Annotated in this window: 23 protein-coding genes; 6 read left to right on the top strand and 17 right to left on the bottom strand. The window is 43.6% G+C overall.

The genetic code is table 11. The features are described from left to right. Positions 1-286: 286 nt before the first annotated feature. Entirely contained in the window at positions 287-1,519 is a 1,233-nt protein-coding gene (locus ACRPI0_RS12640) for an MFS transporter (protein WP_432353034.1), read from the top strand. A 57-nt stretch (positions 1,520-1,576) separates the two neighbouring features. Here the strand turns inward: ACRPI0_RS12640 and speB are convergent, their stop codons facing one another. From speB to ACRPI0_RS12680, 8 genes are all read right to left on the bottom strand, one after another. Continuing rightward, positions 1,577-2,434, bottom strand: a complete 858-nt coding sequence (gene speB, locus ACRPI0_RS12645; RefSeq protein WP_432355955.1) for an agmatinase — start codon at positions 2,432-2,434, stop codon at positions 1,577-1,579. Then, positions 2,427-3,281 (bottom strand): polyamine aminopropyltransferase, encoded by an 855-nt coding sequence (gene speE, locus ACRPI0_RS12650; protein ID WP_432353035.1) that lies wholly within the window; start codon positions 3,279-3,281, stop codon positions 2,427-2,429. The genes speB and speE overlap by 8 nt, the downstream gene beginning before the upstream one ends. Continuing rightward, positions 3,278-3,712, bottom strand: coding sequence for an adenosylmethionine decarboxylase (gene speD, locus ACRPI0_RS12655; protein WP_432353036.1), 435 nt, complete (start codon positions 3,710-3,712; stop codon positions 3,278-3,280). Before speD ends, speE begins: the two co-directional genes overlap by 4 nt. Beyond that, positions 3,709-5,205, bottom strand: a complete 1,497-nt coding sequence (locus ACRPI0_RS12660; protein ID WP_432353037.1) for an aminotransferase class I/II-fold pyridoxal phosphate-dependent enzyme — start codon at positions 5,203-5,205, stop codon at positions 3,709-3,711. The genes speD and ACRPI0_RS12660 overlap by 4 nt, the downstream gene beginning before the upstream one ends. Next, positions 5,205-6,386: a methionine adenosyltransferase gene (metK, locus tag ACRPI0_RS12665; RefSeq protein ID WP_432353038.1), complete on the bottom strand. Its 1,182-nt coding sequence runs from the start codon at positions 6,384-6,386 to the stop codon at positions 5,205-5,207. The genes ACRPI0_RS12660 and metK overlap by 1 nt, the downstream gene beginning before the upstream one ends. A gap of 511 nt (positions 6,387-6,897) precedes the next feature. Continuing rightward, positions 6,898-7,341, bottom strand: a complete 444-nt coding sequence (locus ACRPI0_RS12670; protein WP_432353039.1) for a small multi-drug export protein — start codon at positions 7,339-7,341, stop codon at positions 6,898-6,900. A gap of 95 nt (positions 7,342-7,436) precedes the next feature. Next, a complete protein-coding gene (locus ACRPI0_RS12675) occupies positions 7,437-8,345 on the bottom strand; it encodes an acetamidase/formamidase family protein (protein WP_432353040.1) in 909 nt (302 codons plus the stop codon). Positions 8,346-8,466: 121 nt separating this feature from the next. Continuing rightward, entirely contained in the window at positions 8,467-8,913 is a 447-nt protein-coding gene (locus ACRPI0_RS12680; protein ID WP_432353041.1) for an OsmC family protein, read from the bottom strand. Positions 8,914-9,056: 143 nt separating this feature from the next. Between ACRPI0_RS12680 and ACRPI0_RS12685 the strand changes: the two genes are divergently transcribed. Both ACRPI0_RS12685 and ACRPI0_RS12690 read left to right on the top strand, forming a co-directional pair. Beyond that, positions 9,057-10,682 (top strand): ABC1 kinase family protein, encoded by a 1,626-nt coding sequence (locus tag ACRPI0_RS12685; protein WP_432353042.1) that lies wholly within the window; start codon positions 9,057-9,059, stop codon positions 10,680-10,682. Positions 10,683-10,837: 155 nt separating this feature from the next. Beyond that, on the top strand, positions 10,838-11,002 hold the full coding sequence (locus ACRPI0_RS12690) for a hypothetical protein (RefSeq protein ID WP_432353043.1): 165 nt from the start codon (positions 10,838-10,840) through the stop codon (positions 11,000-11,002). 170 nt (positions 11,003-11,172) lie between these two features. Here ACRPI0_RS12690 and ACRPI0_RS12695 read toward each other — a convergent pair whose 3' ends face one another. From ACRPI0_RS12695 to ACRPI0_RS12710, 4 genes are all read right to left on the bottom strand, one after another. Next, positions 11,173-11,760: a histidine phosphatase family protein gene (locus tag ACRPI0_RS12695; protein ID WP_432353044.1), complete on the bottom strand. Its 588-nt coding sequence runs from the start codon at positions 11,758-11,760 to the stop codon at positions 11,173-11,175. Positions 11,761-11,850: 90 nt separating this feature from the next. Next, positions 11,851-13,092: an amidohydrolase family protein gene (locus ACRPI0_RS12700; protein WP_432353045.1), complete on the bottom strand. Its 1,242-nt coding sequence runs from the start codon at positions 13,090-13,092 to the stop codon at positions 11,851-11,853. A 24-nt stretch (positions 13,093-13,116) separates the two neighbouring features. Continuing rightward, positions 13,117-13,842: a peptide-methionine (S)-S-oxide reductase MsrA gene (gene msrA / locus ACRPI0_RS12705; protein ID WP_432353046.1), complete on the bottom strand. Its 726-nt coding sequence runs from the start codon at positions 13,840-13,842 to the stop codon at positions 13,117-13,119. Positions 13,843-13,954: 112 nt separating this feature from the next. Next, positions 13,955-14,929: a Rieske 2Fe-2S domain-containing protein gene (locus tag ACRPI0_RS12710; RefSeq protein WP_432353047.1), complete on the bottom strand. Its 975-nt coding sequence runs from the start codon at positions 14,927-14,929 to the stop codon at positions 13,955-13,957. A 184-nt stretch (positions 14,930-15,113) separates the two neighbouring features. Between ACRPI0_RS12710 and ACRPI0_RS12715 the strand changes: the two genes are divergently transcribed. Then, positions 15,114-16,451: a uracil-xanthine permease family protein gene (locus tag ACRPI0_RS12715; protein ID WP_432353048.1), complete on the top strand. Its 1,338-nt coding sequence runs from the start codon at positions 15,114-15,116 to the stop codon at positions 16,449-16,451. Positions 16,452-16,551: 100 nt separating this feature from the next. Here the strand turns inward: ACRPI0_RS12715 and ACRPI0_RS12720 are convergent, their stop codons facing one another. The 3 genes from ACRPI0_RS12720 to ACRPI0_RS12730 all read right to left on the bottom strand — a co-directional run bounded on the left by ACRPI0_RS12720 (position 16,552) and on the right by ACRPI0_RS12730 (position 18,766). Beyond that, positions 16,552-17,517 carry a S66 family peptidase gene (locus tag ACRPI0_RS12720; RefSeq protein WP_432353049.1) on the bottom strand — a complete coding sequence of 322 codons (966 nt, stop codon included), beginning with the start codon at positions 17,515-17,517 and terminating at the stop codon, positions 16,552-16,554. 111 nt (positions 17,518-17,628) lie between these two features. Beyond that, the gene (locus tag ACRPI0_RS12725; RefSeq protein ID WP_432353050.1) at positions 17,629-18,360 is read right to left on the bottom strand and encodes a MerR family transcriptional regulator; all 732 of its coding nucleotides are present in this window, start codon (positions 18,358-18,360) and stop codon (positions 17,629-17,631) included. A gap of 88 nt (positions 18,361-18,448) precedes the next feature. Beyond that, positions 18,449-18,766, bottom strand: coding sequence for a hypothetical protein (locus ACRPI0_RS12730; protein ID WP_432353051.1), 318 nt, complete (start codon positions 18,764-18,766; stop codon positions 18,449-18,451). Positions 18,767-19,262: 496 nt separating this feature from the next. On the opposite strand from ACRPI0_RS12730, the gene ACRPI0_RS12735 reads away from it, so the two are divergent. Both ACRPI0_RS12735 and ACRPI0_RS12740 read left to right on the top strand, forming a co-directional pair. After that, positions 19,263-20,267, top strand: coding sequence for a hypothetical protein (locus ACRPI0_RS12735; RefSeq protein WP_432353052.1), 1,005 nt, complete (start codon positions 19,263-19,265; stop codon positions 20,265-20,267). A 109-nt stretch (positions 20,268-20,376) separates the two neighbouring features. Continuing rightward, positions 20,377-21,972, top strand: coding sequence for an aspartate:alanine exchanger family transporter (locus ACRPI0_RS12740; RefSeq protein ID WP_432353053.1), 1,596 nt, complete (start codon positions 20,377-20,379; stop codon positions 21,970-21,972). 22 nt (positions 21,973-21,994) lie between these two features. On the opposite strand, the gene ACRPI0_RS12745 is transcribed toward ACRPI0_RS12740, so the two are convergent. After that, entirely contained in the window at positions 21,995-23,176 is a 1,182-nt protein-coding gene (locus tag ACRPI0_RS12745; RefSeq protein WP_432353054.1) for an MFS transporter, read from the bottom strand. 129 nt (positions 23,177-23,305) lie between these two features. Further along, positions 23,306-24,994, bottom strand: a complete 1,689-nt coding sequence (locus ACRPI0_RS12750) for a DUF2207 domain-containing protein (protein WP_432353056.1) — start codon at positions 24,992-24,994, stop codon at positions 23,306-23,308. Positions 24,995-25,002 lie beyond the last annotated feature (8 nt).

Below are 25,002 nucleotides of genomic sequence, written 5' to 3' on the forward strand. Positions count from 1 at the left end.
TCTTCTGTTAGGATAAAAACAATTAAATTGCTCCTTTAACGCGGTCCCGAGAGGCCGGTAAGGGTACCGGATTATGAGATTAGCATCAGTTTGTCTCATGTGATTTGTCGTACTTTGCCCTGACTGTCCTCTTAGACGGTGAGGGCTTTTTTGTGTAAGTATTGATACACGACACTCTTTTAACTTGCGTTCTGTGAGACGTAAAAAGAGGATGGCTATCGCTGTAAATTACGGTTCCATTCTTCTTTCGTTAAGCAACACCAACAATAGGAAGGCGGAACTTACGATGAATTATCAAAAGAGAACGGTAGTGGCTTCAGTCGCTGGCCTAACATTAGAAGGAATGGACATTATGTTCATCTCTTTCGCAATGACAATGATTATTGCAGACTTCGGAATCGACTTTGCAACTGGCGGACTGATCTCGTCCGTAACCAATATCGGAATGCTTGTCGGAGGAGTGATTTTCGGTATACTCGCTGACAAATACGGTCGTGTTCGAGTCTTCACATACAGCATTCTACTGTTCGCACTCGGAACAGCACTTACTGGCCTTGCAACGAACATTGAACAGATTTATATCTATCGCTTCATCGCCGGTCTTGGTGCTGGTGGAGAGTACGGTATCGGAATGGCGCTTGTTGCCGAAGCATGGCCGAAAAACAAACAAGGTCGCGCGTCTTCCTACGTCAGTGTCGGTGCTCAATACGGAGTGATTCTAGCTGCACTATTAAGTGCTCTTATTCTTCCAGCATTTGGTTGGAGAGCGTTGTTCTTTGTCGGAATCATCCCTGTCATCTTCGCATTCATCGTGCGTCGCAACTTAGATGAGTCCCCGGAGTGGCTCGAATCTCAAAAAGCGAAAAAAGCCGAGAAGAAAAAAGAGAATGCTGGGAAACTACGCTTGCTCATTGCTTCTCCAAGGATTGCCTTCACGACTATTACGCTCGCAGTCATGGCGACTGTCCAAATCGCAGGGTATAACGGCTTGATGATCTGGTTGCCTTCGATGTTACAAAAATCCCAAGGACTTTCCGTTTCTAGCTCAGCGCTTTGGACAATCAGTACAGCAGTTGGAATGATAGCAGGAATGCTCGTCTTTGGACAAATTATGGACAGACTCGGAGCGAAAAAAGCATACGGGATCTTCCTACTCGCTTCAGCTGTCGCCGTTTTCCTTTATAGCTATGCAGCAGGCGCAGCGGGCGTCTTAATCGGCGGAGCGGTTGTTGGATTCTTCTCGAACGGCATGTTCGCAGGATACGGAGCACTAATCAGCAGTTTCTATCCGGTAGAAATCCGCAGTACTGCGACGAATACAATTTTCAACTTCGGACGCGCTGTTGGTGGGTTCTCACCAATTCTTGTCGGGTACATCTTGCAACACTATGACATGACAGCTGCTATGATCTATCTTGCAATCCTCTTCTGCGTATCATTCATCTTCATGTTGACACTTTCTCATACGCAAAAAGAATCACCGACGACTGTCAATACACCTGCAGTCGATGTGAATTAATCCTAATAAGTAAAAGCCGTCCCTCTTACTCGGGACGGCTTTCTTCTATTATATAGATCACTTTGCAAGCGTCAGTAGCATCTCGCGAATGGTTTTACAAGCAACCGCAGTCGAAGCACCTGACGGGTCGTATTGTGGAGATAACTCAACGACGTCTGCTGCAACGATTTTTTCCAACGTTTGGAGCTGTCCAATTGCTTCGAGCAATTCGCGATACGTAATGCCCCCAGGCTCTGGGGTGCCCGTACCAGGGAATGTCCCAGGATCCAACACATCTAAGTCGATTGTTACATAGACAGGTACGTCTTTTAGCAAAGTCACTACTTCCGATAACGTTTCGAGTGTGAACTTTTCCAAATGCGTATGTGTCTTTGCCCATTCAAACTCACTTTTCAAACCAGATCGGATACCGAACTGGAAGATCCGACCGTCCCCCAGAAAGTCATGGCAACGACGGATGACGGACGCGTGAGACAATGGCTCTCCCATATAGTCTTCACGCAAGTCGGTATGTGCATCGATGTGGATCACATGCAAATTAGGATAGGTATCGTAAGCCGCTCTGATGGACGGCAAACTCACTAAATGCTCGCCACCGATCATGAGAAACTTCTTGCCATCTGCAAGGACTTGGCCACTATATGTCCCTATTTGCTGAAGGACACGCTCCGTATTCCCGAAAGGTAACTCCAGATCTCCCATGTCGAAAACGCGAGCATCTTCTAGGTCTTTGTCCAAATAAGGAGAGTAGGTTTCTAAACCGTAAGAATCTGGACGAATGGCTTGACCCGCAAAACGCGTGCCAGGTCGGAAACTTGTTGTTCCGTCAAAAGGTGAACCGAATAATACGATTTCTGCTTCTTCATACGCTGTTTCACAGCCAATGAATGCGTTCGTACTCAATGCATTATTCATCACTATCGAGCGCCTCCCGCACATAACTTGGCAGTGCGAATGCACCGAAATGAAGGTCTGTATTGTAATACTTCGTCTTCAACCCAATTGCGTTCCACACGTCTGCATCCGCATCTTTCAAAGGATCGAGTGATTTTGAAGCGAAACCGAAGAGCCAGTGACCTGACGGATACGTCGGCATGTGATACTGATAGACACGTGCAACAGGAAAGATCTTTTTAATCTTCGTGCGCGCTTTCTTCATGTTCTCCGCATACTCCGAGAAGTACGGGGACTCGTGCTGGTTGATCAAAATCCCATTATCATTCAACACACGATAGCATTCTTTATAAAATGCAGTCGTGAACAGCCCTTCTCCAACAGATACAGGATCTGTTGAATCGACGAGGATCAAGTCAAATGAAGCGTCGGGTGCGTTTTGGACATATGCAAGTCCGTCACCGAAAGCAAGTTCCATGCGCGAGTCTTCTTCGACACCAGCTGCTGTAACTGGCAAATACTGTTGACATAAGCGGAATACCTGCTCATCGATTTCAGCGAGCACAACTTGTTCTACTCCAGGATAACGAAGCACTTCACGTGCAGTTCCTCCGTCTCCTCCACCGATAACAAGCACTTTCTTAATATCCGGGTTCGTTGCGAATGCAGGATGAACAATCATATCATGATAGATGAATTCGTCTTTTTCGTTCACCATCATTAGACCGTCGAGCGTGAAGAACGTTCCGAATTCCTTACCTTCGTAAAAATCGATTTGCTGGTACGGAGACTTTTCGCTATGCAGGTGTTTGTCATACCCAACTGAAAACTTGCAGTCCTCGCTCCATTGTTCTGTGTACCAATTCATAAATTCGCACCCGCCAACACCGGTTTCACAGTCACTTCTTCAATCTCTTTTTCTGCAAACTGACGAATCTTCTCAACCATTCCGCGTGGCACTTCAAATGATTCCACTTTTTTTGCTTGTAGTTTTTCAGCTAAATAATCTGCTGCTTTCCAAGGACTAACAGAATCCCCACACGTATAAACGTCAACTGAAGCAAAGCCGTATTCCGGCCATGTGTGAATCGTCAGGTGAGACTCAGCGATGATTACAGCACCAGATACGCCGTATGGATTAAAGTGATGGAATACCGATTCAACAATCGTTGCTCCAGAGTAATCTGCAGCCTCTTTCATGAACTGCTCAATCACCTTGTTGTTCTCTATAATTTCACTTGGGCACCCATAATACTCAATCAACACGTGGCGTCCTAGCGCCGATAATTCTAAACTCATCGTTTATATCCCCCTTTAACGACAGTCACGCTGCCTGTTTGTTTCGACTCTGACAAAACTGCACCAAATGCTTGTTCATAGTAAGCGTAGTGCTGAACCACTTCACAGGTAATCCGTTCTCCTGGAATGACCAGTGGAATCCCTGGTGGATAAATCATTAATGTATCTGCACTGATTCGCCCAATCGCATCGTCAATCGATACCGATTCCTGTTCCGCATAAAATGCGTCACGTGGTGTCATGACGAGTTCATTGACAGAATCTACAACTGTCCACGCCGAGTGGAGAACGTGTGGTGTTGAGTAGGTCCGTTCTATCTCTAACAATGCCGCAGTGAGACGTCCGATTGAGACGTCCGAATCCGCAGGTGTAATGACTGCCATGACGACGTACCCTTCCGCAAGCTCCATCTGAATCCCATAGCGTTGTTTTAATAGTGAATAAACTTCAAACCCAGTGAGACCGAGAGCATTTACACGGATCACGAGTTTCGTCCAATCATGAGACTGGTTGAACCGCTCGCTCACTTGTGTACGTTTTAATACTTCGAGCTGTCCACCGGATTCGATGACTTCAATAGCGTCTTCAACAATCGGCTTCAATCGTCGCAACGCGTCCGCTCCATGGAGACTCATTTCTCTTCGTGCTGCATCAAGTGAACTCATGAGTAAATAGTTAGCACTTGTCGTCTGCAGCATGCCCGTGACTTTACGTACTTTATCCGCAGAAATGCGATTGCCCTGAAGCAATAGGAGTGAGCTTTGCGTAAGCGAGCCACCTGTTTTGTGCATGCTCGTTGTGACAAGATCAGCTCCTGCTTGGACTGGATCGACCATTCCATCAGTAATTCCTAAATGTGCACCATGTGCGGCATCGACTAGTACGGTCACGCCTACTGCATGGGCAAGTTCACAAATCTTCTTCAAGTCTGTCATTGTCCCGAAATACGTTGGATACGTGAGGAGCAATGCACTCGCTTGGGGATAATCCAGGAGCGCTTTCGAAACACTATCAACTGAAACGCCATGCGAAATTCCAAAGTGATCATCCACCTCGGGTTGCATGAAAGCTGGTTTTACACCGCTTAAAATAATGCCATCCATAACTGATTTATGGCCATTACGAGGGACAATCAACGTTTCACCCGGCTTGCATGATGCGAGGATCATGGCGTGAATTCCTACAGTCGTTCCGTTTACTAGGAAAAATGCATGATCCGAACCGAACGATTGAGCCGCTAGTTGCTGTGCATCTTTTATGACCGATTTCGGATGGCTTAACAAGTCCAACTCCGCCATGGAATTGACGTCCATTTTAAGTGCTTGCTCTCCGATTGCATCGCGAAACGGAGTTTCCAATGCTCCCATTTTATGACCTGGAACATCGAATGGCACCGTTTCAGAATTCGCATAGCGCACGAGTGCGTCAAATAGTGGTGCATCCGTTTGAAGGAGACTCCTTGTTGGAACTGTCGTCTCTTTGACGAAGTTCATCAGCACCCAGCCCCTACTGTATTAAATACAGATTGTGATAACTCATCGACTTTGTCTGTACGCTCCCATGGTAAGTCTAGTTCCGTACGTCCAAAATGACCATACGCAGCTGTTGCCTGATAGCGCGGTGTCCGTAAATCGAGCATATCAATGATGCCTGCAGGTGTCAGATTAAAAACATCACGGATAGCGCGAAGCAACTGTTCATCCGGTGCTGTTCCTGTTCCAAATGTATCGATTGCAATGCTAATTGGTTCACTTACTCCGATTGCGTAAGATAGTTGAATTTCACATTTTTTCGCAAGGCTTGCTGCAACTATATTTTTTGCAACATAGCGAGCCGCATAGGCTGCAGATCGATCGACCTTCGTGCAGTCTTTACCAGAAAACGCTCCGCCTCCGTGACGAGCTGCCCCTCCGTACGTGTCGACGATAATTTTGCGTCCAGTTAATCCTGCATCTCCATGGGGACCTCCTGTAACAAATCGGCCTGTTGGATTAATAAGCACACGGATCGGTTTAGGTAAACTGAATTCTTGGACTGTGCTTAAAATAATTTCTTCTTTCACAAACGCTTCGAAAGTCTCTTTATTAAAATCACCGTCATGTTGGATTGACATCAAAATCGTATCAATCTTCGGTGACGTTTTTGTTGTATAGTCAATCGTCACTTGTGACTTCATATCAGGACGCGCCCATTTGAATTGTCCATTCTTACGAAGAACGGATGCTTTCTTTACAAGTGCATGTGCTAGTTCAAGTGGTAACGGCATGAATCCTGCAGTTTCATCCGTAGCAAATCCAAACATCAAGCCCTGATCCCCAGCACCAATTTCTTTCGTATCACTTGATGCATCCACGCCCATCGCGATATCCGCAGATTGCGTATGCACGAGAACTTGAACGTTACATGAGTGACCATCGATACCTAATTCATCGTTTGTATACCCTATGTCTACTAGCGTTTTCCGAGCGATTTTTTCAATGTCTAACACCGCTCCTGTTGTGATCTCTCCGCCAACAATTACCGTGTTCGTTGTTGTAAACACTTCACACGCAACCCGTGAATACGGGTCTTGTGCAAGTGCTGCATCCAACACTGCATCCGAAATCTGATCTGCAATTTTGTCGGGATGTCCTTCTGACACCGACTCTGAAGTAAACAAAATCTTTTCAACCAAGTATATCCACTCCTTACAAAAAATGTGTTTTGGAGCACAAAAAAAGCTCTCCTTCAACCTAAGGAAAGCTTCGATAGACATCAGCTGCTTATCCTCTTATTGTTCACAGTTTTGTTAAGAAACTGCGCTCAGGTTGGGCGCCCTATTCAAAATTCCTTCTGAACGGGTTTGCCACCGCATCGTCGACCCCTCGTCTCCGCGGCTACTAATAAGAATGACTTTATTCATGCTGAAAATAATAGTATAGGATTCTGTTTTTCATGTCAATACGTTTGAGAATAAAAGTTTCAAGAAAACTTAATTTCCATCGATTTGTAATTAAAAAATTCAATAAGATGTGATATTGAATTTCATTCGTTAGATTTACTTTATGAGTATCACTAATAAGAGTTATATTTTCATGAATTACTATGACTATGGAATCACTTCAATCCAACTCTATTGTGTTTTCTACTTTCACAAGTAAAATCGCTTTAGCTATAAAACTCCGTCCCTTAACCCATTAACAACTTTAATCTTTAATAAAATAGGTAAATCCCATAGCAGTCAATACACCAAATATTATGGACCATAACGCAATACTCACCGTCATCCAAAGTATCGTTTTTCGTTTAGACGCTCCAAATAGTAGCGCAAAAAACGCAGCAATATGTGTACCAATTAGAATAGGTCCTGCGAGCGAAAGTCCTGCTACCCCATATTTATTCATAATCAGTCTACCCCGTTGCTTTCGCTTCGAATCTTCTTTCTCACTAGTACCTTTTCGCCTGGTGTTCCAATCCTCTAAGCGCTGATATAGAAAGATCAGCAAAAGCACAGTCAGCATGTTTCCTGCGAATGCTAAGGGAATCACCCAAAATGGAGATAATCCTCTAACAATGCCAACCGGAATGACAAGCGCGATTTCAAGCGCCGGTACGGCAGCTCCTAAAAATACTAATATGTACTCAACCATAATCATTGTTCCTCTCTCTTCTACTCACTTGTATTGTATGGACATAAACAACACACCAGCTCTTTTTGCGTTGCTGGTGTGTCTAATTTCATCTATTATCCATTTAACAGGGTAGCACCATATGTTTCTAGGACATAACGTGGCACAAAGAAACGTACCGTTACGAGCGGATCGACGACTTGACTCACTTGAACTTGCCCAACTGCGCTCAACAACATCGTGACCTCCGCTAAACTAAGTTTCGTCCTTTCCACCAATAGGTCGGCTGTTTCTTCGACAGCGATTTTTACCGCTACGTCCAATGTGTCTGCAGAAACAAGGAATGTAAAACCTCTTTCATTTTCAAGTAATGGATGATGTAGGACCGTGTTTTTAATGACATCTAGCGTAACGACTGCGCTGCCTGGCACTTCAATTCCGGAAACACCTACTTCTCCATCACCCATAGCAGCATGGAAATCGCCAAGTGCAAATAGTGCACCTTCTGCGAAAACAGGGAAATACAACACTGCCCCTTCCGAGATTAGCTTCGTATCCATATTACCGCCATGCGAACCTGGTGTTCCGCATGAAACCGGTTCACCTTGAGGAGCAACACCGATAACGCCAATCATAGGATTCAAAGGAATCGATAATCGATCATTAAATTTTGCAACTCCATTTTCAATTGGAATGATCTTCGATTCCAACTCTGTCAGACGATGTCCCATAACCCCTAAATCAGGCCCGGTCGCCATGACGCCTTGGTTCCCAATAGTCAATTTCCGGATTGTCACTTTCAATACATCACCAGGTACAGCGCCATTCACATAAACGGGTCCCGTCGCAGGATTAATGGCATCCCAGTCAATTCCACTTATTTTCGTATCCTCGGACTGTACTTGGTTTTTAAAACAATCATACGTTTCAATTTCAATGGTGGTTCCAGAATTGATTCTTTTTACTGGTGGATGTGTTTTACTGAATGCATAGATGACATCCTGGCACGACAACGTTTCGGTCACTATTCATCATCCTTCCGTTAGGTTTCATCCATTCTAGCAAGACTACTCATAGATTGCGAATATAACTTGAGACGCTCTATTAAAAACAAGATAGGAAACTCCCCTATATTGCTAGTCATACTTATGATTTTGAGATGATTGCTTCAACTTCCACTTCTACATTGCCTTTAATCGCTCTTGAAATCATACAGTTTCTTTCTGCTTCAACGATAAGCATGTTCAACTTTTCAAAATCAGAGTCACTTGCTTCATACTTTAATGAAACAGTTGGCTTATGAATAATCTTTTTATACGTAAAGACACCCATCGTCACATCGACAAACCCGATAGACTCAAGGGACATGCTTTCTAATGGTAAGTGCGCCCGCTCGATCATCGCCGCAAGAGTGATGATATAGCATGTAGCGGCTGCGCCAAGAAGCATTTCATCGGGATTCGTACCGACATTCGGTCCTTCCATCGCAGAAGGTATTGAAATCTTAGTCTGTAAATTCCCTGCTTCTATATAACCTTCACTATTACGGCCACCTGGCCAAAAAGCTTTCAAATGGAATTCGTGTTCTGCCATAGTTGCACCTCTTCTTTACCAGTCATACTTTTTTGCTCTACCCTATTGTACGTAGTTTTAATCAGATTTCCAGGTCAAATGCTATATTCTCCAACTTATAGTTGAATGCACGTATACTAGTAAACAAAGAGGAGGCGTTCGTAATGAAGCAACTTGCGCTGTATCGAATCGTTAGAATCGTCTGGATGTCTATTGTGTTTTTTGTGCAAGTTACTTCGTTTCAACGTCGGTATCGTGGACGTTTTACTCCAGCTGTTAACGCAAAGTGGGAGATGATGGTTACACGTCAAGCGCGGATATACAAAAAAACTGCCTTAGAGTTAGGTGGTCTGATGATAAAACTAGGGCAATTCCTTTCTGCTCGTGCAGATATTATGCCTCCTTCTTTTCTCCATGAATTGGAAGGGCTCACGGACCAAGTCACTCCTGTACCTACAGCACAAGCACTTGCATTGCTAGATGAAGAATGGGAGATGCCCCATACAGTTCGACTTACTGAAATTAGTGACATTCCAATTGCATCCGCGTCTATTGGCGAAGTATATAAAGCCCGCTTAAAAGACGGAACAGAAGTAGCAGTTAAAATTCAACGTCCTAATATCGAACGGATTTTAGCTTCGGATTTCAGAGCGATGAAAATCGTTATCTGGCTCGCTAAACGCTTTACAGGTTTCAATAAGCAAATCGACTTCGACCTCTTATATATGGAAATGACGGATGTCATCGGTGCAGAATTGAACTTCCTTCAAGAGATGAAAAACGGACGCGGCTTCGCAGAGCGTTTTCCAAATATGGAAGGAGTTCGTTTCCCTGTCTATTTTGATGAATACACAACACATCGCGTTCTCGTAATGGAATGGATAAACGGTGTGCGCATAACAAATACTGTCTATTTAGATGAACATAAAATTGATCGAAAAGAATTGTCGGTACGCCTGTTCCTGTTATTTTTAGAGCAAGTACTAGAAGGCGGACAATTCCATGCAGATCCTCACAGCGGCAACTTAATGGTCCAAGATGATGGCACACTTGTACTTATTGATTTCGGAATGGTCGTCACCATCAGTCCTGCAGAAGCAGATTCTATGTTTTTGATTGTCGAAGGTATCATTTTCAAACAATATGACCGTGTTTTAGATGGACTGGAACAACTTAAGTTCTTGCTTCCTAATGCAGATAGAGTACTTTTAGCAAGTGCGATTGAACGCGTTGTGCACGCCTATGAATCCGATGACTTGTCAAACATGAATGGGTTTGTCGTGGAAAGACTACTAGAAGACTTAATGAAGATTGTTCGCACACAACCGGTTCAAATGCCTGCCCAGTTTGCCTTTCTTGGGCGCGCAGTTTCCGTATTTGTCGGAGTCTTGCATATTCTCGATCCGGATGTGGACTTGCTTGGTCTCGGTAAAGAGCGTGTACTGGAATGGGCCAAACATAAGACTGGAATGGGTGGGGCAAAACGATATTCTCGGAAAGAGCTTTCAAGCGCTGCACTCTCTGCAATTGGACAAGTACGCGCAATCCCTCCTCGCATCTATTCCTATCTAGAAGAACCTAAGCGGATGCGAGAGTATACTGAGCGGCGTGACATAGAAGTCGATCGTCAACGGGTCCGTATTCAATCAAGGAATTTCGCTGGTGTTTTCGGTGCCATCTCGCTCGCTACTCTCTATTATGGAATTTGGGATGAACACACACCATTAATGGTCGTTTCAGCTTCAGTCCTGGCCGTCAGTTTTATCCTATTTTGGCGAAAGGGTAAATAATACTTAGCGAGACCTCACCTAGCTGAGGTCTTTTTCATTAATACGAAAATCTCGAACCAGGCACTCAACGCACGAAGCGCTACCAATTAATCCCTTAAATCAGTTGAATTGTGTCCCGTTATCGACAAACTCCGCTAAGTGTAGGAGAAATCCTCGTGAGTGATGGACAACTACACCCGACTGATCGAGTAGCGTCAGCGACTGATCGAGAAATCACTCTATCTGATCAACAATACAAAAAATCCATTTTCCCGATTCACCCACGCGAGGATCTCGAGCCAGGCACTCAACGCGCGAAGCGCTACCAATTAATCCCTTAAATCAATTGGATTGTGTCCCGTTATGGACAAACTCTGCTAAGTGTCGGAGAAATCCTTGTGAGTGATGGACAACTACACCCGACTGATTGAGTAGCGTCAGCGACTGATCGAGAAATCACTCTATCTGATCAACAACACAAAAAAACCGGTTGCCCGAAGGCACACCGGTTTTACGATTTCAATTGTTGCAAATGACTCGTACAATTAAATAGTTCACATAGGTTTTCGTTCTCACCAATTTTAACAATAGTTAACGACGTATTCCCTAGAGGCTCTTCGTACGTCGTCCCTGGTAACAGCTCAGACAACAGTCGTTTAATGAAGCCAGCGTGGCTAATCGCAAGCACTCGGCCATCCGGATAACGTTGTTGCATCTCTTCAATGAACGACATTCCACGGGCAATCACACTTTCATGAGTCTCCCCTTGCAAATCGAGCTGCTTCCAATCAGGTCCCCATTTTGCTAAACGATCCGCTTCTGTAGTCCCCTCGATTAATCCGCCAGCACGCTCTCGAAGACGCTTGTCCTCAATTACTTCTGCATGCGTCAGCTGTTCACCGATCACTTCTGCAGTTCGTTTTGCACGCTGCCACGGACTAGTGTAAATGGCATCCCAATTGTCTGACGCAAACCGCTCTGCTGCGCGTTCTGCCATCCTAACTCCATCTTCATCCAATGGAATATCCGTACTCCCCTGTGCTCGTCCTTGTTTGTTCCAGGCGGTCACTCCATGGCGTACAAATCCAACTGTGGTCATCCAAGTCGCCTCCTTTTCAAACATTGTAATGTGTATTACTTTATCACATGTTCAATAGTTTTCAAAACGGCCTAGCGTCGCTCTAAGTTATTAAATAGCACGATTCACAGACTGTTCTACGATAACTCGACCTGCTTTAATGACGAAGTTCGCAAGTGGCTGATCTTGAATCACATCGCTCAATTTTTGTGAGTCGAATATAACTAAATCCGCATTTTTCCCTTCAGCAATTCCGTACGTCTCTTCAATACCAAGACACTTTGCTGCATTGTACGTAATCATATCTAGGACGGATCGTTGCTGCTCAGCTGAACCCATAAACTGAGTCTCTGCGAGTAAATATCCAATTAGTAACAGATTAGCATTGCCAAACGGTGTAAAAGCATTTCTAATATTATTCGAAGCAAACGCAACGTTTACTCCTTGTTCCATCATCTGAATAACTGGCGCCATGCCACGTCGTATGTTTTTCTTATCATTACGTCCGTTCAAGTACACGTCTGTTGCAGGAAGCGGCATAATCGTGATTCCTGCAGTTGCAATCTTCGCAAATAATGCGCTGGCTTCTTCTGGTTCAAGCGATCCAAGACTTGTAACATGACCGAGCGTTACACGACCTTGCATGCCACGTTCGATAGTCATATCGCAAATACGTTCTGTCAATAAGTATCTAGGATCCTCCGTATGATCGGCGAAATCGACATGCAAATCGAGTGGTAACTTATGCTCTTCAGCTAAGTCAAAAACCAACTCTAAATGACGAATCGAATCTTCCAGCGTTTTTTCGTTGTAAGGACATCCTCCTACAACATCCGCGCCCATCTCAATACCTTGTTTCATACGTGTAAGCGTGCCTGCTGACTTCAGAATTCCTTCTTGCGGGAATACAACAATTTGTAAGTCGATTTTATCTTGATAGGCATCTTTCAATGAAAGCATCACTTCTACACCCAGTAACTTCTCGATATGATCGACATCAGGATGCGCACGCATGACCGTTGTTCCTTTAGCAATAGCCCAATTCAACACTTTTTCAGAACGTGCATACACATCGTCGTACGTGTATTCCGCTTTTAGTTCCCCTGTAATCTTAATTGCTTCTTCAAGCGTACCCGATTCATTCGGTTTTCGTTCTTCTAGAAATGCTTTATCTGGATGAATATGTCCTTCAATCAAGCCTGGGAGAACGACTCTGCCTTCACAGTCTATCGAGCGATCGGCAGATTCAGATAAGTTAAGTCCGATTTTCCGTATAAGTCCGTCCTCAATCCAGATATCCTGCAAATCTTCATCATCGCGAATTCGGGCATTGTTTATTAGTAACGTTGTCATCCTGCGTTCACTCCCTTAGTTTGCCTATTCATCGTCTTTAGGTTGACTTAACCGCTTCACGACTTCTTCGTCCCTTATGATTGGTTGAATTTTCACTTCATCTAATGCATGAAGATTAATATGACAATACCCATTCGGATTCTTCATTAGATAGTCTTGGTGAAACTCTTCAGCCGTAAAGAAGTTATCTAATGGGGCTGCTTCCGTTACGACATCTTTCTTATAAAACTGCTGTTCTTCTTTTACTGCTACTTTTACAATTTCTGCGTCAGCTTCATCTGAATAATAGATTCCAGAACGGTATTGAACGCCCACATCATTGCCCTGCTTATTTTCTGTAGTTGGGTCAATTACTTGAAACAAGTGATCCATCAATTTATCTAACGAAATACGATCAGGATCATACGTTATTTCTACCGTTTCCGCGAATTCCTGATCTCCTTGAATCACGTCTTCATAGCTAGGACTTTTCCCTGTTCCGTTTGCATACCCGGATACTGTATCTTTGACTCCATAGAGTCTAGCAAAGTATGCTTCCACTCCCCAGAAACAGCCTCCTGCAAAGTAGATTTTGTGCAACTCACTAGTATCATAATTCAAGTGCTCATTAACATTGGTCACATCTTCTTTCAACACGTAGCCATCTTCAGGTTCAGGCTCTGTACTCGGTCTCCCCGCATTCGTGCTACAGGCAGATAGAAGTAAACCTACAACTAATACAGTACATAACAAACCTCTGCGTTTCCACATACAATCCCTCCTATTCTTTACGTTCCCTTAACGAGTAATCGAACATTCTTTCTATCAGTTTAGCACACAAATAAAAAAAGCTACCCAGATCGGGTAGCGAGATTACTTGCTATTACGCTGTGCCGAGAACGACACCACATTTTTTCAAATACTGGCGATACGCAATGCTGACCTTGTCTGAAACAAGAGACAACTCTACTTGCAAATCGAGTGGAAGTTCTTCTGGTTTCTGATTTTGGACGATTGGTTTGTCTTGAGCAAATATTAAATCTTGGAACTCTATAATCTCCTGATCTGTCTGCCCTGTATCGTAGTTGAAAGACAAAATTCCATATGCCACTGAATGAGTTTCGGACATTGGACGAACAGTTAGTAAAATCGTCATCAATGTATCATTCTCTGCATCGCGTTTTGTGAAGCGTACTGTAAGTGGACGAACGATTTCGTACGTGTAGTACACGTATTTTGCAGTACCTGTCCCATCTGCATCCGGTTGGAAGATCCGGATTTCATCTGAATAAATTCTTCCATCTATTTCATTCATCTTATATGGTTCAATTTCACGATGTGACTCTGCCCCTAGGAACCCTTGGTGGACAACAGCCAAATGCCCAACGTCTAAGAAGTTTTCAACAATTCTTGGAGGTAGTGCTTCTGCTTCTTGCGGTCCCCAGATGACATTTCTCCATTCATCTGACTCCATTTCTGGATAACTAAAGAACTCAGGCTCATTTCCAGCGAGATTCACCCAGATCATTCCGTATTTTTCTACACATGCATATGTAGTTGCCTTAGCCTTTTTAGGAATCGATTTGCCTTCAGGCAATTGTGGGATCTTAACGCAATCTCCTTCGTCTTCGTATTCCCAGCCGTGGTAGGGACAAACCAGACAATCGTTTTTCACTTCACCAAGTGATAGGGATGCTCCTCTATGTATACATAAATCCTTGAATGCGTGAACCCCTTTGCTATTTCGGAAAATCGCAAGACGTTCTCCCATTAGAACAATTTGAATCGGCGCTTCTTGTACATCCTCCGAACGGCAAGCAACAAGCCATTCTTCTTGTAGTACTGTATCTTTCAACATAGATAGTTCCCCTTCCACTTGTTTGGTTACCCTCAGTGTACGAAAGGATAAGCATTCAGTCAACCCGAAAAACGAATCAACTATAAATAAAATTATAAAACGTTCGTGTTTAGTCTGTACAAATCAATTTGTTTTCTTTATACTCCGTAATATACCTCAAACAAACGAACTAAGGAGTGTTCATGTGTCCAAGAAACGTCCAGATGGTCTGCTCATCGGTGTAGACGAGAAAGTTAGCTATCCGAAAGCAATTGCCTTAGGTTTACAGCACGTACTCGCGATGGATTTGTATATTGCGCCCATTATTGTAGCGGGCTTATTGTCATTAAGTACTGAAAACACTTCGTTCTTCGTTCAAATGTGTTTCCTTGCGACTGGCTTGGCAACGCTCATTCAAACTGGATTCGGTTTAAAATTACCTGTCGTTCAAGGTCCTTCCTATGTACCAATTGGCGCCATTGCCGCAATTGGTGGCAAGCTTGGATTGGGTGCCATTGCAGGAAGCCTTATTCCAGGAGCCATTATGATCGCACTCCTTGGCTATCCATTGAAAGTATTCGCAAAAACAGTCCGTAAAATTGTGCCACCTATCGTCGGTGGCACCGTTATTATCATCGTTGGTATTGCGTTAATGCCTGTAGGCTTGAACAATATTTACTTCGCAGAAGGTACAATTGGACAAAACGTAGCAATCGCTTCAATCTCTGCTAGTATTTTGGTAACGTGTATGGTTCTCGGAAAAAGACTTCCCAGATTCGGATCATTTTTCCGACTAGTCTCTGTTATTTTAGCAATCGTTGGTGGGTCAATCGCCGCAAGTTTCTTTTATCCAACTGACTTTTCTCCTGTAAAAGACGCGGCTTGGTTCTCACTGCCGACACTGTTGCCATTCGGAAAGCCTGTCTTCGACATGGGAGCAATTCTTACAATGATGCTCGTGTACTTGATTATCCTACTTGAAACAACAGGTACGTGGTTTGTTGTCTCGACAATTACGGAAGAAGAGCTAGACGAAAAGCGCTTAAACCGTGCGTCGTTCGGTGAAGGCCTGGGATGTTTGGTCGGATCTTTGTTCGGAAGCACACCACTCACAGGGTATTCATCCAATGCAGGACTTCTTGCAATTACTGGAGTAGGAAGCCGTATGGTCATCATGGCGAGCGGATTCATCCTAGTATTACTTGGATTCATTCCCAAATTGTCTGCGATCATTATATGTATTCCTGAATCTGTCATTAACGGCATCTTTGGGATTGTCTGCGTTGCGATCGTCACAAATGGAATGAAGATCATCCAACCTATCATTATTGACGACCGCAATATGATTGTAATCGGTGTTCCAATTTTACTGACAATCGCGGTAACAGTGCTTCCAAAAGAAGTGTTAGCAACCGTTCCGAACTGGGCGAACTACTTGCTCTCTTCCGGTATCTCAGTTGGTGCACTTGCGACAGTGATTTTAAATCTCATCATTCCTGTGGACAAAGCATTAAAAAGCAGAAATACAAGTCTGGGTGAATAACCCATTAGGGAACACCTAAACCAACTTCTTGGTTTAGGTGTTTCCTAGTTTACAAACTTTATTAATTACTGTAAAACACCAGGTGCAACTATATCAGTTATTAAAAATTTTTTAAGCGAATTGTTTTAGAATTGCTGTCCACTTCAACTTCCCCGCCAATCGGGAATGTGAACATCGGTTGGGTGTGCCCGAAGTCGACGTCATAGAGGACGGGAATGTGTTGAAGCATCGGATGTTTGTCGAATATGTAATGGATTTGCTCAGTACACATATTGGATTCTCGTTGGAAACGGCCTAGTACCAATCCCCGGATTTCGCCCGTCACTTGCAACAACGAAGTCAAATCTCGTGCAAACGTCTCAGGAATCGTCATCTCATCATCTTCAATGAATAGAATCGAGTCCGTAAGATTAGGCATAAACTCCGTCCCTTGCAATAGATTTAACGTACACAAATTCCCGCCAAAGACACGTCCTTTAGCCACTCCTTCGTTGTAAACTTTCCATTCTGTCGGTTCAAACGAACGATTTTCCTGATCCAAATACCACGAATCATCGCTCCATTGTACAGAAGGCGTTAGATGGAAAGGTTCATCCTCCATGAGACACTTTTTGAAAAACTCCGTCTGCCAGTCTTGATCGATATCCATAGAGAAACTAGAAAAGTGAGGACCTGAATACGTGACCATCCCCGTTTTCGCCGTAATTGCTGTCGCAATTGCAGTAATGTCACTGTATCCACAAAACACTTTTGGATGATTTCCGATTAATTCATAATCCAAGTAAGGTAACAATTCATTACTATTAAACCCGCCAATAACTGTCACAATACCTTTTACATAAGGATCTCTGAAGGCATCATGGATATCCTCGATTCGGTGTTCAATGGAAGCAGAGTACTGAAGGTCGGCCTCATTTATATACTTACCAAACGTAACTTTGAATCCAAGAGCCTCTAGTCGTTCAGTTGCACTCTTCACGCCATCTTCAGACAAAATCGCAGCACCTCGGCTCGGCGCGACAATACGAATCTCATCACCCTTTTGTAATTTAGCAGGTACGTACATTGGCTCACATCCTTTTCATCTATTGTTAAACTATTTTGATTCATCATAAGACAACGATTGTACTCGGTCAATCTAAAAACAGGCACCTTTTGAAAGATGCCTGTTCATCTGCTACTTATTACGTCGTGCGTACTCTGCCATGGCATCCCGCATGAAACTCGCGAGCCCTGAGCCAAACTGATCGATGTTCGTTGTGAACCGCTCATCAACAACATACATTTCCCCAAGTCCTGCGAATGCTTCCAATGAATACGTGCCAATCGTGTTCAAAAACTTATACCACTCACCAATTGCTTGTTGAGCTTTCTCAGAGTCAGGTTCAAGATGTCGCATGTCAGCAAGACGTTGGTAAATCGCATTCATCTCTTTCTGATGCTCACGGCCGAACTGTTGCAACCTCTTGTTTGTTTCATCGACTACTTTATTCCCCCACCGATCGCGTGCTTCCTGTTCATACGGATTTTCATTGAAGTCGAACCCTTTGAATCGTTCTCCGTGTGTCATTGTCACTTCCCCCTTTCCTTCTTGTATCGTCTGTTCAATGGTCTGAATCATTTCATCCAGTTGCGATCGCTTATTCTGTAACATCTGTCGCTGACTTTGAAGCGCTTCAAGACGGTTGAACGCTGGATCCGTCAGCACTGCCTTGATTTGTTTCAAAGAAAATCCCAGAGCTCTGTAAAACAGGATTTGCTGCAGCTCAGCAAGGTTTTCATCCGAGTAAATTCGATATCCAGCTTCCGTTGTCCCCGAAGGTCTGAGTAATCCAAGTTCATCATAGTGATGCAACGTACGTATACTGACACCTGATAGTGCCGCCACTTCTTTCACTTTCATCGTCATTCTCCTTTCCTATCTTAAGTGTAAAGACTGACGTAACGTGAGAGTCAACAAAAAGATAGACTGCTTATCAAAATCAGCAGTCTACCGTTTAAACTCCTATATACAAATAGATAATTCCTCCGATAACGGATAACGTCAGAAGTAGTCTACCTATCAGTGCATCCTTTCTTAGGATACTTATCACCAAACCAGCTAACGCACTCACTCCAAACGTAGCCGCAATAACTTTCTTCATCATTTCACCTTCAAAAAGAGATGTGAATGTTATGTACGAAATGAGAAGTCCGAGTATCGTATTGATGACACGGATTCCTAAGTTCAATTTAAATTGTCTTGTATACATCAACCCTTGAAGTAGCAAACTTGCTGCACCAAGTGCGACGAAAATAGTTAATAACACAGCCATTCGAAAACTTCTCTCCCTCATTTAACACATTTATTATCATACTTATTACTTCCCTTGCTAACACACAAACTAACCTGCTCATTCAAATTCACTAATTCTACTTAAAATAAACGAACACTCTCTAAATCCGCTTGGTAATATAGTCTTTATTCTACTAGCTTGGAGGCGTTTGTTATCGCCCGTATTCACAGTCTTCGTACACGTCTTTCTATTATTTTTGTAATCTTTGCATTTCTACCCATTTCTTTACTCAGGTTTATAATCGGGCAGCGCGCTGTTAAACAAGTGGATGAAGCACTATACCAGGCGAAGCCAACGGGTAAAAATCGAGTCGTCTCCAACGATTTGATTGCCCCACTCTATTGAGCAGGACAGCTCGGTCTGTCCTGTTTTTCATCTATTCAAACCGATATAAGGAGATGAAACAGTGAAACTATCGTTACCCGTCAAGGTTGCATCCGTTCTGCTAGTACTACTTATGATAGGAAGCCTGTATATGTTATGGACGTTAACAGATAAGGAAAAAAAACAGTCCTCTGAGGCATTCATCCGTACGTATCTCCTTCAACCGGATGGATTCATACGGACGACAATCACGGATCGTGCGGATGAGTACTTGTCTGAGTCGATGGGTCTCTGGATGCTCTATCTTGTTGAATCTGATGAACCAAAACGATTCAAAACACAGGTCAAAACACTACAGGCTGAATTTCTCACTGCCGATCATCTCGTCACCTGGCAAATCATCGGACACAAAAAAGCTTCCGCAAATGCGTTGATTGACGATATCCGTATTGTCCAGGCACTCTATACCGCTTCAGAAAAGTGGAATAAGCCTACCTATCAGTCGCTTGCCGACCAAATGAGTCGTTCCATCGCACGCTATCAAACGATTGAAGGCATTCTTACCGACTTCGTAGAAACCAGTAACAAGGAAGTCGGTACCGAGCTAACGTTAAGTTATATAGTTCCTCAAGCACTCGATCTCATGGTTGAACGTAAGCTACTGTCAAATGATGTCTATCTGAAAACCCAGCAGGTGCTACTGGATGCCCCAATTACAGAAAATGGTCTATTCCCTAGAAGTTATTCGACCCGAACGTCACGTTATACGTACGATGCCGACGTCCATATGATTGATCAATTCTATACGGGATATCATCGTGCCGTTTGGGATGGAGATGTTACAGGTTTGATGTCATTTACGAAACAAGTGTTCCTCGATGGTGGCCATAAGCTTTATGGACGCTATGATCGCACAACTAGAAAGCCCACTGTTACTTTTGAAAGTGCCGCTGTGTATGCACTTGCCAGTATGATGTTTAGAGAAGTGGGAGAGACTGAATTCGCTGACCAATTGCTAAATCGGATGGAGCAACTCGCGGTCCAAGATAAGGCTTCCCCTTATTACGGTGGGTATATCGATGTTCAAACGAAAGACACGCATTCGTTTGATAATCTACTTGCATTGCTTGCCGAACAACAATCCGAAATGAAGTGAACTGACAAAGTATTGTTACATTCGTACCATCCAAAGTTCAAGGCAAATCACTGCACTCCGCTTGTTCATTGCAGTATACTTAGGGGAGATTTTTCATAGAGGTGATTCAATGGAATTACTGCGCTCGTTACTCGACGAACCGCTGATCTTATTATTTGTTATCTTATTTCTCGGCTCCTGGTTCGGCTCCCTGTCTATCAAAGGGCTTAACTTAGGTGCTGCTGGTGTTTTGCTTGTTGCTATGGTGTTTGGACATTTTGATTTTGCTGTATCGCCTGTCATCCAAAATTTCGGGTTAAGTCTGTTCATTGTTGGCATCGGGTTACAAGCAGGCCCGAAATTTTTCCGCATGTTGCGATCTAGTGGCCTGATTTTCGGGATTTTATCCTTGTTGATCATCCTAATCGCAGTAGCTACAACGATTCTCGTTGCGAAAGGGCTCGACTTGGACCCTGCACTCAGTGTTGGCTTAATGACAGGTGCTCTTACAAGTACACCTGGTTTAGCTGCCGCATTACAAGCAACGCATGATCCGATTGCATCGGTCGGTTACGGAATTGCTTACCCATTCGGAGTCTTGGCTGTCGTACTATTCGTCCAATTACTTCCCCGAATCGGGAAAATTGACTTACAAAAAGACTTGGAAGAGACCTCAAATCCGATTCGTACAGCTGGTTCGCCTGTTCTTACAACTCTTGAAGTGACCAATCCTATGCTTTACAAGAGCAGTTTAAGCGAACTACATTTCGCTCCTTACGACGCCGTTGTCAGCCGGGTAATACGTGATGGACATACGATGATTGCACTCGGAGATACAATTTTGCTACATGGAGACTACTTGGTTGTTGTCGGAAACGAAACTAAACTCGATGGGTTAATGGCTTATGTCGGTCAACCTGTTGACACAGATCTCGAAAATCCAGACAATGTCCATCTTCGCAAAGTGACGATCGATTCCGATGAAGTGATTGGGAAAACGTTGAAAGAACTCCGGTTACGAAAAGATCATGGAACAACGGTCACACGAATTACACGCGAAGGGATTGAACTGACTCAAAACCCAAATTTGCCATTGATCCGTGGGGACGTCTTGACAATTGTCAGTACGGAGCAGCGGCTCGATGAAGTCGAGAAATTGTTCACTCGTAAAAAACTCACCATCACGAATCTGGATATCTTTTCAATCAGTGTAACCTTGCTACTTGGCGTCCTACTCGGTATGGTGCCAATCCCGCTTCCTGGACTTGGTACTATCCAGCTGGGTACAGCAGGCGGTCCACTATTTGTCGCTCTGATCATCGGGCACTTTGGTAAAATCGGTCCTATTCATGTCCGCTATTACGGTCCATCCAATCACGTCATCCGTGAACTCGGTCTCGTACTTTTCCTCGCAGGTGCCGGAACGACGGCAGGTGCTGGAATCGTGGAAGTCATACAAGAGGAAGGCGTTAAGCTTATTTTGGGTGGAATACTGATTACGATAGTCCCTATTATCGCTGGCTATTTCGCAGCACGTAAACTGCTAAAACTTAGCGTTGTTCATTCTCTCGGTGGACTTTCAGGAGGTATGACGAGTACGCCTGCACTTGGCGCCTTGAACCAACTGATTGACTCCGAAGATCCCGCGATTGCCTATGCCGCGGCGTATCCATTCGCACTTATACTTGTGGCGATTGCCTCTCAACTCATTGTTTTCTTCCTATAGAAAAAGACCCTGACACTTCCGTTTACAACGGTTGGTGTACAGGGTCTTTTGTTTCGTCAGGTCTACGCATCCAAACGAAGGCAAGTACAGCTCCTCCGATAAGAACAAGTGTAGCAAAGTAGAATGGATAATCTAGGTTAATATCGAACAGGATTCCTCCTAATATGGGACCAGCCATATTCCCAATGCTCGTAAACATAGAGTTCATCCCACCGACAAAACCTTGTTCATTTCCAGCGATTTTGGACAAGTAGGATGTTGCCGCTGGCCTAATTAAGTCAAAACCGACAAACACGACCATCGTTACAGCTAAAATTGCAAAATAGGAACTCACAACAGTCATCGCTCCAACTAAGACAGCGGATAAAACAAGACATAAGTAGATTAGTTTCTTTTCCCCTATCTGTTTTGCAAGTCGATCGAATAGAAAAACTTGTGCAATTGCACCGACAATTCCACTACCTGTAATCACAATAGCGATATCCGCTGGAGTGAATCCGAATTTATGATCTACGAATAAGCTAAATATAGATTCGAACGATGCAAGGCCAAACGATAGCACAAAGATCAGTAAAAACGCGATGAAGTAGATCGGTGCAAAGACTCGCTTGAATCCAGGCTTTTTCGTATTCATCGTTTCTTCATATTGACGCTCCGGTTCTCGTAACATAATTAGCGAAAAGATAGCTGCAAAAAGAGCCAGTCCTGCTGCAAAGAAAAAGGGAACACGGGTACCAAGAGTCGCTAGGAACCCGCCAATTCCTGGTCCTAATATAAATCCAGTAGATATCGCTGCAGACATGTAGCCAAGTGCTTTTGCTCGTGTATCATTTGTTGTAATATCTGCAATGAATGCCGTCACAGCTGGCATGATAAATGCTGCGCTAACGCCACCGACGATGCGTGATGCAAATAGGACAGACAGCGTTTGTCCAACAGCAAAGAGTAATTCTGATGCACTAAACATGACCAGTCCTATGACGATCATCTTTTTACGTCCAATTGAATCTACCCAGCGCCCAGATAACGGCGATGCTATCAGCTGCGCGACTGCAAAGAATGCGACTAAATAGCCGACCACTTTACCTGACAAATGCAATTCGTTCATTAACGTAGGCATGACAGGAATTACTAAACCAATTCCTAAAAAAGCAATCAGTAAATTTGTTAATAACAACCACAATGTAAGGGATGATTTTTTCATATGTTACGCTCCTACAACCAGTATCGATCTTAAAATAGTATATTTCTCCATCTTATCACGGTTGTTTGAAGTTACAAAGGTAATTGTTCTATTTGCACAATTCCTTGTGAACATTCCTTGTCGCATGCGTTAAAACGCTCCCGCACCGCCTCCACCGCCTCCTACTCCTCCACCACTTGAACTTGACGAGGATGATGAAATTCCTGACGCAGCGACTATACTATCCGCACGGTCCATTTGCAAATAGGCATGTGCTCCGATCGGGAAATAGTACATGATAGGTGGGACATATCCCCGATCGTAAAGAGAATTTGGTTCTACAAGTTTACTTTCATCAATTGTTTTCGTACCGATTCCAAATATGACCGCACGCTTTTGCTCGTCATCCAGTTGATCATCTAAATCCTCAGCCGAAACTTCGGGTAATCGCTTTCTGAATGCATCCCATTGAGAGAGGATTCCATATCCTTTCACTGTTTTTGGAGCATATAAAAATCCAAATAATACGAGCAACAAACTTGGGAATATCAAAAACAATAACCACATGAACTGATCGTAAATCCCAAATAGAATCATTGGTGCAATGAGCAAGAATCCTACTACGACGGATAACATGCGTACTCCTATCCCACCACCCTTCATGTCATTATGAGCGATTTCTTCTCTAATGGACCTCTCCCAAGCACTTAGTAACGTAGTATATTTTTCAACATCTTGGCGTACTGACAATTTGTCTCCCTCTAATACATCCAAATCATTATAAGAAAACGTTTGACCGTCACCAAATCCATCAAAGAGCCATTCGATAAGCAATCGTTCGTGTTCATATTCCGTTTTTCGACTGATTACATGAAATACGTGCTCCTCTTGTTGTTCAATGTACCCCTTTCGAAGTAATTCCAACAGGGCAGTTGTTTGAACTTGGGTACTATCAACATGAGGTACGGTAAATTGGAGTGTTGAAGGTAGACTCATGATTGCTTCAGGAACAAAATAAGCTGCTGGGTACTCCAGTGCTGCGGCTTCTTGTCTTTTAGACTGCAAGCGAAAGGCATAGACAGCTATTAGTACTAACAACAGAACAGTACCTCCAAATATGAAAGGTGCCACTTGTCCAGACAACGTATGCATCTTATTGTAACGAGCTTCAGCAGTTACTAAGGAAACCTGCTCGGATTCCAATTCAGGACGGATCTTTTTATCACTGGCACGCACAGCTCCAGTAAATAACGCCTCATCGTATCCTACGCGAACGTCCGCTTTTGTTCCCGCTGAAACTGCTCCCAGGTTAAAGATCACATTACCATCTCTATCGGTCTTTTCAGTTCCACGCGCAGCATCATACCCCATTGCAATAACGTCTCCTGTCACCTCAGGTGGATGAAGGGTAATTACAACATTGCCAAAATCAGTTTCGTTTCGATCATCAAAAAAAGGCCAATAAAACTGGGCTACGTCTAAATATCGCTCCACACCCTCGACAATTGTATAAGTTAACTCGATAGCTACAGTTTCGTCTTTAGCTTTTCGACGGATTTTATAGCTACCATCCTTCCCTTCAATTTTAAGCGATTTTCCATTCTCTTCCGCACGAAGGTCACTGATCTTACTTCCCTCTTTCGGATAAAGGTCACGGGTGATACCGTTAAAAGAACCCTTGAATTCATACGTTAATAATTCTTTCACCTGTACGTTTCCTTCTTCGATTAGTTGGGCATCAATCTTGAAATCCTTGATTGTGAAATCATCTGCAAATGCTGGGATTGGAAAAACAAGTACCAACACCAGCAGCACAGCACTTATAAATGTTTTTTTCACGTTCATCA

The sequence above is a fragment of the Sporosarcina sp. A2 genome (genome assembly GCF_050858885.1).
Lineage (GTDB): Bacteria > Bacillota > Bacilli > Bacillales_A > Planococcaceae > Sporosarcina.

Bases quoted from the DNA above. Each gene is read 5' to 3' on its own strand.
- ACRPI0_RS12640 (WP_432353034.1), top strand. From the start codon at position 287: ATGAATTATCAAAAGAGAACGGTAGTGGCTTCAGTCGCTGGCCTAACA.
- speB (WP_432355955.1), bottom strand. From the start codon at position 2,434: ATGAATAATGCATTGAGTACGAACGCATTCATTGGCTGTGAAACAGCG.
- speE (WP_432353035.1), bottom strand. From the start codon at position 3,281: ATGAATTGGTACACAGAACAATGGAGCGAGGACTGCAAGTTTTCAGTT.
- speD (WP_432353036.1), bottom strand. From the start codon at position 3,712: ATGAGTTTAGAATTATCGGCGCTAGGACGCCACGTGTTGATTGAGTAT.
- ACRPI0_RS12660 (WP_432353037.1), bottom strand. From the start codon at position 5,205: ATGAACTTCGTCAAAGAGACGACAGTTCCAACAAGGAGTCTCCTTCAA.
- ACRPI0_RS12670 (WP_432353039.1), bottom strand. From the start codon at position 7,341: ATGGTTGAGTACATATTAGTATTTTTAGGAGCTGCCGTACCGGCGCTT.
- ACRPI0_RS12680 (WP_432353041.1), bottom strand. From the start codon at position 8,913: ATGGCAGAACACGAATTCCATTTGAAAGCTTTTTGGCCAGGTGGCCGT.
- ACRPI0_RS12685 (WP_432353042.1), top strand. From the start codon at position 9,057: ATGAAGCAACTTGCGCTGTATCGAATCGTTAGAATCGTCTGGATGTCT.
- ACRPI0_RS12695 (WP_432353044.1), bottom strand. From the start codon at position 11,760: ATGACCACAGTTGGATTTGTACGCCATGGAGTGACCGCCTGGAACAAA.
- ACRPI0_RS12700 (WP_432353045.1), bottom strand. From the start codon at position 13,092: ATGACAACGTTACTAATAAACAATGCCCGAATTCGCGATGATGAAGAT.
- msrA (WP_432353046.1), bottom strand. From the start codon at position 13,842: ATGTGGAAACGCAGAGGTTTGTTATGTACTGTATTAGTTGTAGGTTTA.
- ACRPI0_RS12710 (WP_432353047.1), bottom strand. From the start codon at position 14,929: ATGTTGAAAGATACAGTACTACAAGAAGAATGGCTTGTTGCTTGCCGT.
- ACRPI0_RS12720 (WP_432353049.1), bottom strand. From the start codon at position 17,517: ATGTACGTACCTGCTAAATTACAAAAGGGTGATGAGATTCGTATTGTC.
- ACRPI0_RS12725 (WP_432353050.1), bottom strand. From the start codon at position 18,360: ATGACGATGAAAGTGAAAGAAGTGGCGGCACTATCAGGTGTCAGTATA.
- ACRPI0_RS12730 (WP_432353051.1), bottom strand. From the start codon at position 18,766: ATGGCTGTGTTATTAACTATTTTCGTCGCACTTGGTGCAGCAAGTTTG.
- ACRPI0_RS12735 (WP_432353052.1), top strand. From the start codon at position 19,263: ATGTTATGGACGTTAACAGATAAGGAAAAAAAACAGTCCTCTGAGGCA.
- ACRPI0_RS12740 (WP_432353053.1), top strand. From the start codon at position 20,377: ATGGAATTACTGCGCTCGTTACTCGACGAACCGCTGATCTTATTATTT.
- ACRPI0_RS12745 (WP_432353054.1), bottom strand. From the start codon at position 23,176: ATGAAAAAATCATCCCTTACATTGTGGTTGTTATTAACAAATTTACTG.